At 70.3% G+C, this 15,158-nt stretch carries 11 protein-coding genes; 7 read left to right on the top strand and 4 right to left on the bottom strand.

Annotated features, from left to right (window positions below; all coding sequences use genetic code 11):
- Positions 1–335: 335 nt before the first annotated feature.
- Positions 336–1,700: an 8-oxoguanine deaminase gene (locus ACTWQD_RS15290; protein ID WP_443197133.1), complete on the bottom strand. Its 1,365-nt coding sequence runs from the start codon at positions 1,698–1,700 to the stop codon at positions 336–338.
- Between the two features lie 374 nt (positions 1,701–2,074).
- Between ACTWQD_RS15290 and ACTWQD_RS15285 the strand changes: the two genes are divergently transcribed.
- The 6 genes from ACTWQD_RS15285 to ACTWQD_RS15260 all read left to right on the top strand — a co-directional run bounded on the left by ACTWQD_RS15285 (position 2,075) and on the right by ACTWQD_RS15260 (position 10,484).
- Positions 2,075–2,569, top strand: a complete 495-nt coding sequence (locus ACTWQD_RS15285) for a nucleoside deaminase (RefSeq protein ID WP_443196979.1) — start codon at positions 2,075–2,077, stop codon at positions 2,567–2,569.
- A gap of 14 nt (positions 2,570–2,583) precedes the next feature.
- Complete coding sequence (locus ACTWQD_RS15280; RefSeq protein WP_443196978.1) at positions 2,584–4,080, top strand: NCS2 family permease; 1,497 nt, start codon at positions 2,584–2,586, stop codon at positions 4,078–4,080.
- Positions 4,081–4,169: 89 nt separating this feature from the next.
- Positions 4,170–5,618, top strand: a complete 1,449-nt coding sequence (locus tag ACTWQD_RS15275) for an XdhC family protein (protein ID WP_443196977.1) — start codon at positions 4,170–4,172, stop codon at positions 5,616–5,618.
- Positions 5,609–6,571: an FAD binding domain-containing protein gene (locus ACTWQD_RS15270; RefSeq protein ID WP_443196976.1), complete on the top strand. Its 963-nt coding sequence runs from the start codon at positions 5,609–5,611 to the stop codon at positions 6,569–6,571. The genes ACTWQD_RS15275 and ACTWQD_RS15270 overlap by 10 nt, the downstream gene beginning before the upstream one ends.
- 2 nt (positions 6,572–6,573) lie before the next feature.
- Positions 6,574–9,411: a molybdopterin-dependent oxidoreductase gene (locus tag ACTWQD_RS15265; RefSeq protein ID WP_443196975.1), complete on the top strand. Its 2,838-nt coding sequence runs from the start codon at positions 6,574–6,576 to the stop codon at positions 9,409–9,411.
- An 89-nt stretch (positions 9,412–9,500) separates the two neighbouring features.
- Positions 9,501–10,484 (top strand): aldo/keto reductase, encoded by a 984-nt coding sequence (locus tag ACTWQD_RS15260; protein WP_443197132.1) that lies wholly within the window; start codon positions 9,501–9,503, stop codon positions 10,482–10,484.
- A gap of 7 nt (positions 10,485–10,491) precedes the next feature.
- On the opposite strand, the gene ACTWQD_RS15255 is transcribed toward ACTWQD_RS15260, so the two are convergent.
- Positions 10,492–11,016 (bottom strand): DUF488 domain-containing protein, encoded by a 525-nt coding sequence (locus ACTWQD_RS15255; RefSeq protein ID WP_443196974.1) that lies wholly within the window; start codon positions 11,014–11,016, stop codon positions 10,492–10,494.
- 101 nt (positions 11,017–11,117) lie between these two features.
- Here ACTWQD_RS15255 and ACTWQD_RS15250 point away from each other — a divergent pair, with 101 nt between their 5' ends.
- On the top strand, positions 11,118–11,768 hold the full coding sequence (locus ACTWQD_RS15250; protein ID WP_443196973.1) for a uracil-DNA glycosylase: 651 nt from the start codon (positions 11,118–11,120) through the stop codon (positions 11,766–11,768).
- Between the two features lie 905 nt (positions 11,769–12,673).
- Here the strand turns inward: ACTWQD_RS15250 and nboR are convergent.
- Positions 12,674–13,276: a nicotine blue oxidoreductase gene (gene nboR, locus ACTWQD_RS15245; protein WP_443196972.1), complete on the bottom strand. Its 603-nt coding sequence runs from the start codon at positions 13,274–13,276 to the stop codon at positions 12,674–12,676.
- Positions 13,277–13,356: 80 nt separating this feature from the next.
- The coding region (locus tag ACTWQD_RS15240; RefSeq protein WP_443196971.1) for a transketolase-like TK C-terminal-containing protein at positions 13,357–15,158 on the bottom strand (1,802 nt) is incomplete at its 5' end.

The raw sequence follows: 15,158 nt of genomic DNA, 5'->3' as shown, positions 1-15,158 counted from the left end.
TCAAGGCTAGCCCAGTCCGGCGGTGGTGTACATCACAATCCTAAATTTCCGATTGTGACCGGCGGCCCCGCGCGGCCGCGGTGCAGGCTCTTGACCGCCCGGCGCCGCGGCCCTAGCGTTTCCATACAGCAGAAAATATATTTCAAATTATGGAAAGTTGAGGAGCGCCATGCAGCAGCAAACCCCAGGTATCCCGGGCGGGGAGCCCGCGCAGGTTCCGGCCGAGCCCTACCACCCGCGCGGCGGCACGGACCCGGACTTCTTCTTCCCGGCCGACCGCGGGCGCCGGCCCGGTCCGGTCTCGCGCTGGATGGGACGGCTGGTGGCTGCCCGGTCTAACCGGCCACCAGCCTCCGCGCCGCGGCCGAGTGCTCGGCAATAAGCCCGGCAATGTCCAGCCCGGGGATCTGGCCGTCCACCACGCGCCATTGCCCGCCGACCATGACCCGGTCCGCCCGGTCCGCCGCGCACAGCAGCAGGGCCGCAATGGGGTCGTGGCTGCCGGAAAAGCGCAGGTCATCAAGGGTGAAGAAGGCCAGGTCGGCCTGCATGCCGGGGGCCAGCTGGCCCAAGTCCGGCCGGCCGAGCACAGCGGCGGAACCCCGGGTGGCCCAGCCCAGGGCGCGCTCCACCGGAACCTGCGCGCCGTAGCGCAGCCGCTGCAGGTACAGCGCCTGCCGCGCCTCCAGGATCATGTTGGAGGCATCGTTCGACGCCGAGCCGTCCACTCCCAGCCCCACGGGAACTCCCGCGTCCTCCAGTTCCAGCACCCGCGCCGTTCCTGAGGCCAGCCGCATGTTGGAGGTGGGGCAGTGCGCGACGGCGGTGCCGGCGGCCCCCAGCGCGGCGATCTCGGCGTCGGTGAAGTGGATGCCGTGGCCCAGCCAGGTCCGGCTGCCCAGCCACCCCACGCTTTCGAGGTAGTCCACGGTCCGCAGGCCGAACATCTCCCGGCAGAAGTCCTCCTCGTCCAGGGTCTCGGCGAGGTGCGTGTGCAGCCGGACGTCATGCCGCTCGGCCAGATCGGCGGTTTCCGCCATGATCTCCCGCGTGACGGAAAACGGTGAGCACGGGGCCAGCGCGATCTGGACCGTGGCGCCGTCGCCGCGCTGGTGGTAGGCGCTGATGAGTCGCTCGCTGTCCGCCAGGATCACCTCCGGCGGCTGCACCGTGGACTGCGGCGGCAGGCCGCCGTCGTCCTGGCCCAGGCTCATGGAGCCCCGGGTGAGGGTGGCCCGCATGCCCAGCGCCCGCACCGCCTGAACCTCGATGTCGATGGCGTCCTCCATGCCGTCCGGGAAGAGGTAGTGGTGGTCCGCGGCGGTGGTGCAGCCGGAAAGGAGGAGTTCCGCGAGCGCCACGGTGGCGGCCAGCTCCAGGTCCCGGGGCGTGAGCCGCGCCCAGACCGGGTAGAGGTTCTGCAGCCACGGGAAGAGCGGCGCGTTGGCGACCGGCCCCCAGGCCCGGGTGAGGGTCTGGTAGAAGTGGTGGTGCGTGTTGATGAGCCCCGGCAGCATCACGTGTCGGCCGGCGTCGAAGGTCTCCTGGCAGGGCGCCGCGGGCAGCTGCCCGGCAGCCAGCACTTCGACGATGACGCCGCCGCTCACCACCACTCCGCCGGAGGCGTCGAGGCTGTTGGCGGTAAAGGCGCCGAGGGGGTTTTTGATCCAAAGCCGGGATTCGGGCGTGGGTGCGGGCATCATGGTGTCCTGTCTGGGTGCGGGATGGAATGCCAGCTCAGTGATGCCCTGTCTGCTGATCCAGGGTGCCGGCGCCGTGGCCGGTCGGGCCAGACTAGGCAGGCCGCGGCTCCCGCGTCAATGGGCGGGCCGGGGGTGAGGCGCCGGAAACATGAATTTCACATCTTGAAATTAACTTTCCAAAAAGTGTGGCGCGGGCCACAGTGCGGTGCTACTCTCGATCTTGCCAAAGGCGGGCCCCCGGACTTCGGGGAAGCTATCTACCAGGCGCAACTTAACCTTCAAAAGCACATGCTGAAGCCTGGTAACCGTCGCAACTGGCCCTGTCTTTCCACCCCGGCGTACCGGCTTCCACGGCAAAAGGGAGTCGCATCATGAGTACCACTGTCACGGCCCAGGAACTTTTGGCCAGGTCCATCGAGTTGGCCACGGCCAACGTCCTCAACAGCGGCGGCCCATTCGGCGCCGTCGTTGTCACCGCAGACGGGCAGACGTTTGACGGCGTCAACCGCGTCACCGCCACCAACGATCCCACCGCCCACGCGGAAGTCACGGCCATCCGCCGCGCGTGCAGCGAACTCGGCACCTTCGACCTTTCCGGCGCCACCCTCTACACCAGCTGCGAGCCGTGCCCCATGTGCCTGGCCTCGGCGCTGTGGGCACGCGTGGAGCGTGTGGTGTTCGCCGCGGACCGGCACGACGCCGCTTCCGTGGGCTTCGACGACGCCGTGTTCTACGAGTACTTCGAAAACGGCCAGCGCGACGCGCTGATGCCGGTGGCCAAACTGGTTCTCGAGGACCCCCAGGCCCCGCCCATCCTCGAGCCGTTCAACACCTGGAACACGCTCGAATCCAGGATTGACTACTAGGTCCGGCGGCTGACATGACAATCCTGGACACCACTTCCGGCGCCCCGCAGCACCCGGCAACGCCCGAGCCGCCGCAGCCGCCCAGCTCCTTCCTGGACCGCTTCTTCGAAATCACCAAGCGCGGCTCCACCGTGGCCCGCGAGGTCCGCGGCGGCCTGGTCACGTTCTTCACCATGGCCTACATCGTCATCCTGAACCCCCTGATCCTTGGCGGCTTCAGCGCGGACAACGCCCCCACCGACGTCGCCGGCGGCTGGCTGTCCGCCGCGCAGGTGGGCGCCGTCACCGGTCTCACCGCCGGCGTCATGACCATCCTCTTCGGCCTGGTGGCCAACCTCCCCTTCGGGCTCGCCGCAGGGCTGGGCATCAACTCCTTCCTGGCGGTGGCCGTCATCCAGGAGGTCACGTGGGCCGAGGCCATGGGGCTGGTGGTGATCAACGGCATCCTGATCGTCCTCTTCGGCGTCACCGGGGCCCGGACCGCGATCTTCCGTGCGGTGCCGAAGGAACTGAAAGCCGCCATCACCGTGGGCATCGGCCTGTTCATCGCGTTCATCGGCTTTGTGGACTCCGGCTTCGTCCGGGCCACCACGGCAGGGCCCCCGGTCCAGCTGGGCGACAACGGGTCCATCACCTCGGTGCCCACCATGGTGTTCATCGTCGGCCTGCTGGTCATGGGCGTGCTGGTGGCCCGCAAGGTCCAGGGCGGGCTGCTGATCGGCATCGTGGCCACCACGGTGCTGGCCGGGGTGGTCGAGGCGTTCCTGAAGATCGGCCCCGGCAGCGCGGACAACCCCGGCGGCTGGCACCTCAACACCCCGGTCCTCTCGGGCCAGCTGGTGTCCGCCCCGGACCTGTCCCTGGTGGGCCAGTTCGACATGTTCGGCGCCTTCGGCCGGATCGGCGGGCTGGCAGCAACCATGCTGGTCTTCACCCTGGTGTTCACCAACTTCTTCGATGCCATGGGCACCATGACCGGCCTGGCGAAAAGCGCCGGCGTGGCCCACAAGGACGGCACGTTCCCGCGGCTGAAGTCCGCGTTCGTGGTCGAAGGCCTGGGGGCGGTGGCCGGCGGCGCCACCTCGGGATCGTCCAACACGGTGTACATCGACTCCGCGGCCGGCATCGGCGAAGGCGCCCGCACCGGGCTGGCCTCCGTGGTCACCGGCGTGCTGTTCCTGGGCTCCATGTTCCTGACCCCGCTCACGTCCGTGGTGCCGCTGGAAGTTGCCGCCGCCGCCCTGGTGGTGGTGGGCGCCATGATGATGGCCCAGATCCGCGAGATCAAGTTCAGCAAGTTCTCCGTGGCGCTGCCGGCCTTCCTCACCATCGTCACCATGCCGCTGAGCTACTCCATCGCCAACGGCATCGGCGTCGGGTTCATCTCCTGGGCGGTCATCAGCGCCTGCTCCGGCAAGGCCCGCAAGGTGCACCCGCTGATGTGGGTGGTCACTGCCGGCTTCCTGGTGTACTTCGCCCGCGGACCCATCAACGCGCTGCTGGGCGCCTAGGAAAACCCACGGCCCCCGGTGCTTCCCCGGGGGCCGGAGAGGAACAAGAATATGGACACCATCGCCGCGCAGGAAAAGGGGGTGCAGCAATGCTGGATCTGATGCCGTCGCTCAAACACTGGCGGCCCGTCGTTGACGGCACGCGCTGCGCCGTCGCCACGGTGGTCGGCGCCGCAGGGTCCGTCCCGCGGCCGCTGGGCACGTCCATGGTGGTCTCCGAAACCGGCGAGGTCCTGGGCAGCCTCTCCGGCGGCTGCGTCGAAGGCGCCGTCGTCGCGGCGGCCCTGGAGGTAATGGCCGACGGCGGCACCCGCCGCGAGTTCTTCGGCTACAGCGACGCGGACGCATTCGCCGTCGGGCTCACCTGCGGCGGGGAGCTGGAAGTCCACATCGAACCGCTGGGCGCCGCCGCCGGCGGCCCCGGGCTTGAAAGCCTGCAGGTTCCGGCGGGTTCCGGCTCCGGCACGGCCCTGGCGCTGATCCGCAGGGTGGACTCCGGCGGCGCGGGCGCTGTGCTGGTCCGGGATCCGGGGAGCTGGCGGGCGGAGGAGTCGGCGGACCTGGCGGCACTGCTGGGTGCGGCCGCCGGAGCCGGGGGTTTCGCACCCGGTTCCGGCGGCGCTGCCGGCCTGCCGGCCGGGCCGCTGGCCGGGCCACTCGCCGGACCGCTGCCGGGGCCGCTGGCCGGGGCACTCGTCCAGGCGGCCGCGGTCCAGCTGGAACCGCTGCTCCGCGGCGGCCGGAACGGGCTGGTCCGGATTGCCCCGGTGGAGGGCTGCCTTTCCAGCACAGCTGTGCCACCACGCCCCGGCCCGGAGCCCATCACGCTGCTGGTGGAGAGCCGGCTTCCCGCGCCCCGGATGCTGGTGTTTGGCGCCAACGATTTCGGCGCGGCCCTGGTGCCGGCCGCCCGGCTGCTGGGTTACCACGTGACCCTGTGCGACGCGCGGCCGGCCTTCACCAGCCAGGAGCGGTTCGCCGCCGCGGACCAGGTGGTCACCGCCTGGCCGCACCAGTACCTGGCCGCCGAGGCCGCGGCCGGACGGCTCGATGCCCGCACCGTTGTGTGTGTGCTCACCCATGACCCCAAGTTCGACATCCCGCTCCTGCAGGCGGCGCTGGGGCTGGACCTGGCCTACGTCGGGGCGATGGGATCGCGCCGCAGCCACGCCCAGCGGCTGGAGTCCCTGCACGCCGCCGGAGTGGCACCGGCCGACACCGGCCGGCTGCATTCACCCATCGGCCTGGATCTGGGTGCCGTCACCCCGGAAGAGGTGGCGGTCTCCATCACCGCAGAGCTGGTGGCCAGCCGCAACCGTACCGGAACCGGCCGGCCCCTGAAACACGGGAGCGGGCCCATCCACCAGCGCGCGGGACGCCCCCACGCGGACCGCCCCCATGAGAGTAGTGCCGCGGCACCGTCCCGAGTCGCTGTTCCGGCCGCCGCCCCGCACCACCGCAGCCTTCACCACGCCGCTGCGGGGCACCCCGCCCCGCCGGCCCTGACCCCGCAACACCAGGAGATGCCATGGACATGACCACCATCGAGGCGGTGGTCCGCACCGCGGACCCGGCCGACTGGCAGCCCGGGGACGCCTGGCTGGCCGGCGGCACCGTGCTCTTTTCCTACGGCAGCTTCGCGTTCGGCCGGGAACCGCTGCGGCGGCTGCTGGACCTCAGCGCCACCGGCTGGCCGGCCATCACCGTGTCCGAATCCGGGATCGACCTCGCGGCCACCTGCACCATCGCCGAACTGTACGCCCTGCCGGCCGGCGGTTCCGTGGACACTGCGGACTGGCCCGCGCTGCAGCTGGTCCGGCCGTGCTGCGATTCGTTCGTGGCATCCTTCAAGATCTGGAACATGTCCACCGTGGGCGGCAACCTCTGCACGTCCCTGCCGGCCGGACCCATGATTTCCCTCTGCGCGGCCCTCGACGGCGTGGCCACACTGCTGGGACCGGGCGGCGCCAGCCGCACCGTCCCGGTGGCGGAGTTCGTCACCGGGGACGCCCGGAACGCCCTGGCACCCGGCGAGCTGCTCCGCAGCGTCCACCTGCCGGCGTCGGCCCTGGCCTCCCGGGTGGCGTTCCGCCGCCTGTCGCTGAGCAACCTGGGCCGCTCCGGGGCGCTCCTGATCGGACGACTTGACGCCGACGGCGGTCTGGTCCTCACCGTCACCGCCGCCACGAAGCGGCCCGTGCAGGTCCGCCTCCCCGGCACCGGAGGCACCGCCGGCGCCGGGATGCCGACGGCGGCCCAACTGGCCGCGGCGCTCGACGCAGCCCTCCCGGACGGGCTCTACCACGACGACATCCACGGCCTGCCCGCCTGGCGCAAGGACATGACGTACCGGCTCGCGGAGGAGATCCGCGCCGAACTGGCCGCCCCGGCAGGCACCGCGCCGGCCCGCGTCTCGGGCGATTTCTGGCCCCCGGCGGACGTGCCGCAGGCGTCACCACAGCAGGCTTCACCACAGCAGGAAGGGGCCTGAGCATGGCCACCGAGATCAACCTCCCAGTCGAGATCAACGGCGTCCCGGCGCAGGCTGACCCCCGGCCCGGGCAGTGCCTGCGGACGTTCCTGCGCGAGCAGGGGAACCTGGGCGTGAAAAAGGGGTGCGACGGCGGCGACTGCGGCGCGTGCACGGTCCACGTGGACGGCACCCCGGTCCACAGCTGCATCTACCCCGCGGTCCGCGCCGAGGGCCGGTCCGTGACCACGGTGGAAGGACTGGCCGGGACAGCACCCGGCGCGGACCTGCACCCGATGCAGCAGCAGTTCATGGAGCGGCAGGGCTTCCAGTGCGGGTTCTGCACCGCCGGCATGGTGATGACGGCCGCCACCTTCGACGACGAGCAGAAGGCCAACCTGCCGCGGAACCTCAAGGGGAACCTGTGCCGCTGCACCGGCTACCGGGCCATCGCGGACGCGGTCTGCGGCGAGGCCGCGCACGGGCACCCGGACCCCGCCGGGCAGGGTTCCGGGATCGCGGGGGAGGGCCAGCCCGGCCCGCGCCCCGGCCAGCTGGGCGACGACGTCCCGGCGCCCGCCAGCCGGGCGGTGGTCACCGGGACGGCGCGCTACACGCTGGACGTCCCGGCGTCGGAGTTTCCGGGGCTGCTGCACATGAAGCTCCTGCGCTCCCCGCACGCCCACGCCCGGGTCCTGTCCATCGACGCCACGGACGCCCTGCGGATTCCCGGTGTCGAGGCGGTGTTTACGCACCGGGACGCCCCCGCTCAGCTGTTCTCCACGGCACAGCACGAGCTCTACACCGACGATCCGGATGACACCCGGGTGCTGGATGACGTGGTCCGGTTCATCGGGCAGCGGGTGGCCGCCGTCGTCGCCGGCTCCGAGGCCGCAGCGGAAGCCGGGGTGCGGGCGCTGAAGGTGGAGTACCAGGTGCTGGACGCCGTCTTCACCCCGCAGGAGGCCATGCTGCCCGGCGCCCCGGCCCTGCACGGCGACAAGGACGCCGCCACGGCCCGCATCGGCCGGCCGGAGCAGAACGTCGTGGCCGAGCTGCACTCCGAGCTGGGCGACGTCGCAGCGGCCTTCGCGGCAGCCGACTTCGTCCACGAGCAGACCTACCGCACCCAGCGGGTGCAGCACACGGCACTGGAGACGCACGCCGCGATCGCCTCGATGGACGACGACGGCCGGCTCCAGGTGCGTACGTCCAGCCAGGTGCCCTTCCTGGTCCGGCGCACCCTGGGCCGGCTCTTCGACCTGCCCGAGGACAGCATCCGGGTGGTCGCCGGGCGGGTGGGCGGCGGCTTCGGCGGCAAGCAGGAAGTCCTCACCGAGGACATCGTTGCCCTGGCCGCGCTGAAACTGCGGCGGCCCGTGCAGCTCGAATTCACCCGCACCGAGCAGCTCACCGCCTCCACCACCCGGCACCCGTTCACCATCCACCTCAAGGCCGCCGCCAGCAGCGACGGGAAGCTGACGGCGCTGCAGCTGGAGGTGCTGACCAACGCCGGCGCCTACGGCAACCATTCCGTGGGTGTCATGTTCCACGGCTGCGGCGAGTCCCTGGCCGTCTACAACTGCGCCAACAAAAAAGTGGACGCGCACGCCGTGTACACCAACACGGTGCCGTCCGGCGCGTTCCGCGGGTACGGGCTCAGCCAGATGATTTTCGCGATCGAGTCCGCCGTGGACGAGCTCGCCGCCGGGATCGGCATGGACCCGATGGAGTTCCGCCGCCGGAACATGGTCCGCGAGGGCGACGACATGCTCTCCACCCACCCCGACCCGGAGGAGGACGTCCTCTACGGCAGCTACGGACTGGACCAGTGCACCCGGCTGGTCCAGGACGCGCTGAAACGCGGCGCGGAACGCTACCGGAACGCTGGGCTGGCGGACCTCGGCCCGGACTGGGTCACCGGGGAAGGCTCGGCGCTGTCCATGATCGACACCGTCCCGCCGCGCGGCCACTTCGCGCATTCAAGGCTCCGGCTCCTGCCGGACGGGACCTACCGGGCGGATGTGGGCACCGCGGAGTTCGGCAACGGCACCACCACGGTGCACGCCCAGCTGGCCGCGACCGCCCTGTCCACCACCGCGCGCCGGATCACGGTGCGGCAGTCGGACACGGACCTGGTGGACCACGATTCCGGGGCGTTCGGCTCGGCCGGGACGGTGGTGGCCGGGAAGGCCACGCTGGCAGCGGCCGAGGACCTGGCGGTGCGGATCCGCGCGTTCGCCGCCGGGCTCCGGCAGGTCCAGGCCTCCGGGTGCGTGCTGGAGGATGACGCGGTCATCTGCGAGGGAACCCGGGTGCCGCTGGCGGAACTTCACAGCGCCGCCGAGGCGGCCGGCGTCGACCTTTCCGCCGAGGGGCACTGGGGCGGGACGCCGCGGTCCGTGGCGTTCAACGTCCACGGCTTCCGGGTGGCGGTGAACACCGGAACCGGAGAACTGCGGATCCTCCAAAGCGTCCAGGCCGCCGACGCCGGCGTGGTGGTCAACCCGCGGCAGTGCCGCGGGCAGATCGAGGGCGGCATCGCGCAGGCGCTCGGCGCGGCCCTGTATGAGGAGGTCAGGGTGGACGACGCCGGCCGGGTCACCACGGACATCCTCCGGCAGTACCACATCCCGTCCTTCGCGGACGTGCCCCGCAGCGAGGTGTACTTCGCCGACACCAACGACAAACTGGGCCCGCTGGGCGCGAAATCCATGAGCGAGAGCCCGTTCAACCCGGTGGCGCCGGCGCTGGCCAACGCCATCCGCAACGCCACGGGAATCCGGTTCGCGGACCTGCCCATCGCCCGCGACAAGATCTATCTGGGCCTGAAGGAAGCCGGTCTGGCCGCGGTCCGCTGAGACCAACGCGGGGTCAGATCCGGCCCAAGTGAGGGGGCTCTATGGACCGCATCTGACCCCGCGTTGGAGTACCGGCCTATAGTCGGATGATGGAACAGCGAATCTTGGGCAAGACCGGACGGAGCGTCTCCGTCGTCGGACTGGGGACCTGGCAGCTTGGCGCGGACTGGGGGAAGGTGGACCCGGCGCAGGCGCGGGCCGTCCTGGCCGCCTCCGTGGACGCCGGTGTCACCTTCTTCGACACTGCAGACGTGTACGGCGACGGCCGCAGCGAGCAGACCATCGGCGCGTTCCTGGCCGACAACCCGGGCCTGGACCTCACCGTGGCCACCAAGATGGGCCGGCGGGCGGAGCAGCGGCCGGAGAACTACACCCTGGCCAACTTCCGCGAATGGACGGACCGGTCACGGCGCAACCTGGGCGTGGAGCGGCTGGACCTGGTCCAGCTGCACTGCCCGCCCACCGCCGTCTACAGCAACGCCGAAGTCTACGACGCGCTGGACACCCTCGTGGCGGAGGGAGCCATCCGGAACTACGGCGTCAGCGTGGAGCGGACCGACGAGGCCCTCGAAGCCATGCGGCACCCCGGCACCGCCACCGTGCAGATCATCCTCAACGCCTTCCGGCTCAAGCCGCTGGACGAGGTGCTGCCCGCGGCCCAGGCCGCCGGCGTCGGCATCATCGCCCGGGTGCCGCTCGCCTCGGGCCTGCTCTCCGGAAAGTACACCGCGGAGACGTCCTTCGCGGCGGACGACCACCGGAACTACAACCGCACCGGCTCGGCGTTCGACGTCGGGGAAACCTTCTCCGGGGTGGACTTCAAACAGGGCCTGGCAGCGGTGGCGGAGTTCGAGGAGCTGGTGCCCGACGGCGTCAGCACCGCCCAGGCGGCCATCGCCTGGATCGCGGCGCAGGACGGCGTCAGCACGGTGATCCCGGGGGCGCGGAGCGTGGACCAGGCCCGCGCCAACGCCGAGGCAGCCGGGGTGCGCGGGATTGACGCGACGTTCGACGTCGGGGTCCGGGAAATCTACGACAAATACTTCCGCGCGTCCATCCACCCGCGCTGGTAGCCGGCGGTCAGTCCGGCGGATACCAGACCCGCGTGCCCTCGACGCGGGCGAACGAGGTCAGGGTGTGGGGCTTGGCGGACGTTGCAGTCATGATGTCCAGGACCTCCACGTTCCGGACCAGCAGCGCGTCGCCGATCAGCGAGCGGTGGCAGCGCCAGGGGACGGCTTCGGCGCACATGATGGCCGCGTTGCCTGCCCGCCCGCGGTCCATCAGCTGCTCGACGGCGGCGCTGAAGTCTTCAGTCTGCATGTAGTCCGCGTATCCCCGGAAGGACGCGTTCCGCCAGGCGCCGTTGGGGCTGTCCTTCCGGGCATGCCGCAGCCCGCCGAGGGCCGCCATCCGCCGGTAGGTGATGCCGCGGGTGCGCACGCTCGCGGCCAGGGCGTCCGTGTTGAACTGCGGGTTGTGCCGTGACTTCGGCACCGTGCGCACGTCAATCAGCCTCTTGAGGCCGTGGGCCTCCAGGATGCCGATGAACTCGTCGATGGGATGAGTGGAGTGGCCCACCGTGAAGATGGTCATGTCCGTCATGCCCCCATGCTAGGCCGGGCGGAGGACCGCCGGGCCACCGGGGGCCCGGGTAGCCCGGGTAGTCTGGTGCACCGGCGGGCGGTGAAGGGGAAGGAAACGCAGTGACGTCATCCATCGACGCGTTTGTGGACCGGCTGGCTGCCGTGGACACGGGGCCGGCGTGCAACAACTTCTTCGACCACTCCGTCCCGGACAACGCGCTGCGCCGGCGGAACCTGGCGATTTACCTCGGCGAGATGCAGGAGCGCGCCCCGACGGTCCTGCTGGTGGGGGAGGCTCCGGGCTTCCGGGGCATGCGGATCACCGGGGTGCCCTTCACCAACCGCACCATGTTCGGGGGCCCGGCGAACCAGCTGGGTTTGTTCGGGCCCGGCAAGGGCTACGTGCTGCCGGCGGAGGCGGCCGGGGTGGCGGCCGAGCCCACCGCCACGGTGATGTGGCAGGTCCTCGCCGAACTGGACGTCCTGCCGCTGCTCTGGAGTGCCTGCCCGTGGCACACCCACCAGCCCGGGCGGCCGCTGTCCAACCGCACACCCAACGCCGCCGAAGCCGCCCTGGGAACCCCGTTCTGGCAGGCGCTCGCGGGCATGTTCCCCATCGAGACGGTGGTGGCCGTGGGGAACGTGGCGCACCGCAGCCTGCAGCGCAGCGGCCTGGACGCGCCGAAAATCCGGCACCCCGCGCACGGCGGCCGGTCCGGCTTTAAGCAGGGCCTGGCCGAGCTGCTGACTGGACACCCCGCTGCCCGATAGTACCGGCACGGTTTTCGGGGAGCAGGCGGCGGCCTGCTCGGCGCGTACGAGCTCAGCGATGCGTTTCCGGCTCAGTCCGAGCCGGTACATCAGCACCCATTCCGGGCTCGAGATGCTTCCCGAGGAAGGCTAAACCTGCGATCATTCAAGGAGGTCTCCTTGAATGAGTGACGGAAACGAACGGGCCGGCGGCGTTCCAGCCGGCCCACCGCGGGAGGTCTCAGATGGATTCTTTGACCCTGATTGGTGTCGTCCTTCTCACTGCGGTGCTTTGGATGACGTTTATCTGCGGCATGCTTGCCCATCTCGCTCGCTCTGAACGCCGCGCAGGCTTGAGAGCCCCCCGTACGGGTTCGCATGTTATCGGGCGGAGGCATGGGACCGGAACCCCGAGGAGACTTAAACTGCGGCGCCGGCGGACGTCGCGGCAGGTCGTCATGCACCCTCCGATCAGGTAGCCACTACCCCAGTTGCGTGCGGGGACGAATGCGAACAGCACGCCGAATGCATGAGCATCGCCGGATTTGCGCCGAGGCCTGCGGGGGTGAGGGCGGGGCCCCCCGATATCACGCTAGGCTCATGGCTGAAGTGCCGGAGCGGGTTCCACCGATCAGTGATTCAAATTTTTTCAAGGAGGAAGGTCAATATGGGTGACGGAGAAAAAGCAGGGAAGCCGGTGCCAGACGCGCGGCATGTTCACGGTGGCGAACACATCGAGGGACAGACCGACGACGTCTCTGCCAGGGACTCTTACCTTGCGGGCATAGCCAACTCGATTGACCCGGACATGGGCACTCCGGAAGGGGGCTCTGACCCCGTGGAGCCGCAGGCTCGGGAGTAACTGTGAGCTGATCCATCCGGGCCGGGAAAGGTGCACACCCAGCAAGTTTGGTTGAGGGCTGGCGTCAGTCCAGCAGGTGCAGCTGGTCCTTGGTGTCCACGTCTTCGCCGTCGGAGAGGTCGCTGCAGTCCACCAGGTCGATGAGGTCCGGGTGGGCCTGCAGGAAGTGCCGGGCGCCGGCGTCGCCCGCTGCCGTTTCAGCGGCCTCCGCGCGGAGGCTGGCGTCCAGCACCAGGGGGTGGCCGCGCTTCAGCGTCCCGTCCGGGCCGCGGTAGGCGGCGGCTGTCACCCGGCCGGGCCGGTGCGATGCGAGCAGCCGCGAGACCGTCTCGGGGCGCAGGCCGGGCTGGTCCACCAGGGCCATGAGCACATGGTGCCCCGGGGCGGCCGCGGCCAGCCCCGCCCGGAACGAGCCGCCCATGCCGCCGGCCCAGTCCGGGTTCTCGACCACCCGGCACCGGCTAAGGTCCGCAGCGGCGCGGACGGCCGCCGCGCCCGCGCCGAGCACCGCCACCACCTCCCGGCAGCCGCCGTCGAGCAGCACGTCCGCCAGGACCTCAACGAGCGCGCGACCGCGGAACGGGAGCAGCGCCTTGGGCCCGAGCCCCAGCCGCGTCCCGGCGCCCGCGGCGAGCAGCACCGCCGTCGTCGGTTGTGAGTCCGTCATGGCCCCAGCCTATGCACCGAGTTGGCAGTTCACGGCAGTCCCGGGCCTGAACACTGCCGCGAACTGCGCACCCGACGGGCTCAGGCGTCGCCGCCCGCGCCTCCGGTGGTGCCGGCCGTGACGTCCAGGAGCTTGTAGCGGTCCATTGCGTACGACGGCGCGCCCTCCTCCACCTCGCCCCTCGCCGCGAGCAGCTGCAGCGTCTTCACCACAATCGAGTGGGTGTCGTTTTTGAAGAAGCGGCGGGCTGCGGCGCGGGTGTCGGAGAACCCGAACCCGTCCGCGCCGAGCGAGGCGAACTCGTTCGGCAGGAACTGGCGGATCTGGTCCGGGACGGCCTTCATGTAGTCCGTGACGGCCACGATCGGGCCGGTGGCGCCAGCCAGCTGCTGGGCGACAAACGGGACGCGGGCGGGCTGGCCGGGGTTGAGGAAGGCTTCCTCCTCGGCGGCCAGCCCGTCCCGGCGGAGCTCATTCCAGGACGTCACGGACCAGACGTCGGCGCAAACGCCCCAGTCCTCGGCCAGGATCCGCTGGGCTTCGAGGGCCCAGGGGACGGAGACCCCGGAGGCCAGGATCTGGCTCTTGGGACCCTCCAGCTCCGACGCCGACACCCGGTAGATGCCCTTCAGCACACCGTTGACGTCGAGGTTCTCGGGTTCGGCGGGCTGGAGGATGGGCTCGTTGTAGACCGTGAGGTAATACATCAGGTTGCGGTCTTGCGGGCCCGGACCGTACATCCGCTCCAGTCCGTCCCGGATGATGTGGCCCATTTCGTAGCCGTAGGCGGGGTCGTAGGTGACGACGGCGGGGTTGGTGGCGGCCAGGATGGGGGAGTGGCCGTCGGCGTGCTGCAGGCCTTCACCGGTGAGGGTGGTGCGGCCGGCGGTGGCGCCGATGATGAACCCGCGGGTCATCTGGTCCGCGGCGGCCCAGAAGGAGTCGCCGGTGCGCTGGAAGCCGAACATCGAGTAGAAGACGTAGATCGGGATCAGCGGTTCGCCGTGGGTGGCGTAGGACGTGCCCGCCGCGGTGAAGGCTGCCACGGCGCCGGCCTCGTTGATGCCCGGGTGGATCAGTTGGCCCTGGGCGGATTCCTTGTAGGCGAGCACCAGGTCCCGGTCCACCGAAAGATAGCCCTGGCCGTCCGGGTTGTAGATCTTCGCCGTCGGGAAGAACGCGTCCATGCCGAACGTGCGCGATTCATCCGGCACGATCGGGACAATGCGGTGTCCGAACTTCTTGTCCCGGAGCAGGTCTTTCAGCAGGCGTACAAACGCCATGGTCGTGGCGGCCTTCTGCTTTCCGGAGCCGCGGCGGGCCACCTCAAAGGTTTTCGGGTCAGGCAGCTCCACGGGGGCGTGGGCCGCCCGGCGTTCGGGGACGAAGCCGCCGAGGGCTTTGCGGCGTTCCATGAGGTACTGGATTTCGGGGGCGTCGGGGCCGGGGTGGTAGTACGGGGGACGGTAGAGGTCCGCTTCGAGCTGGTCATCGGTGATGGGGATGCGGAGGTGGTCGCGGAAGGCTTTGAGGTCCGCGAGGGTGAGTTTCTTCATCTGGTGGGTCGCGTTGCGGCCCTCGAAGTGGGTGCCCAGGCCGTAGCCCTTGACCGTGTGGGCCAGGATGACGGTGGGTTTGCCCTTGAACTCGGTTGCGGCCTTGTACGCGGCGTAGACCTTGTTGTAGTCGTGGCCGCCGCGCTTGAGGTTCCAGATCTGGTCATCGGTGAGGTCCTGGACCAGTTCCTTGGTCTGCGGGGTCTGCCCGAAGAAGTGCTCGCGGACGAACGCGCCGGACTCGGCCTTGTAGGTCTGGTAGTCCCCGTCGACGGTCTCGTTCATGATCTTCACGAGGGACCCGTCCTGGTCCTTGGCGAGCAGGT

Source organism: Pseudarthrobacter sp. 1C304, from assembly GCF_052245515.1.
Lineage (GTDB): Bacteria > Actinomycetota > Actinomycetes > Actinomycetales > Micrococcaceae > Arthrobacter.
This window is presented reverse-complemented; position numbering and strand designations above follow the sequence as displayed.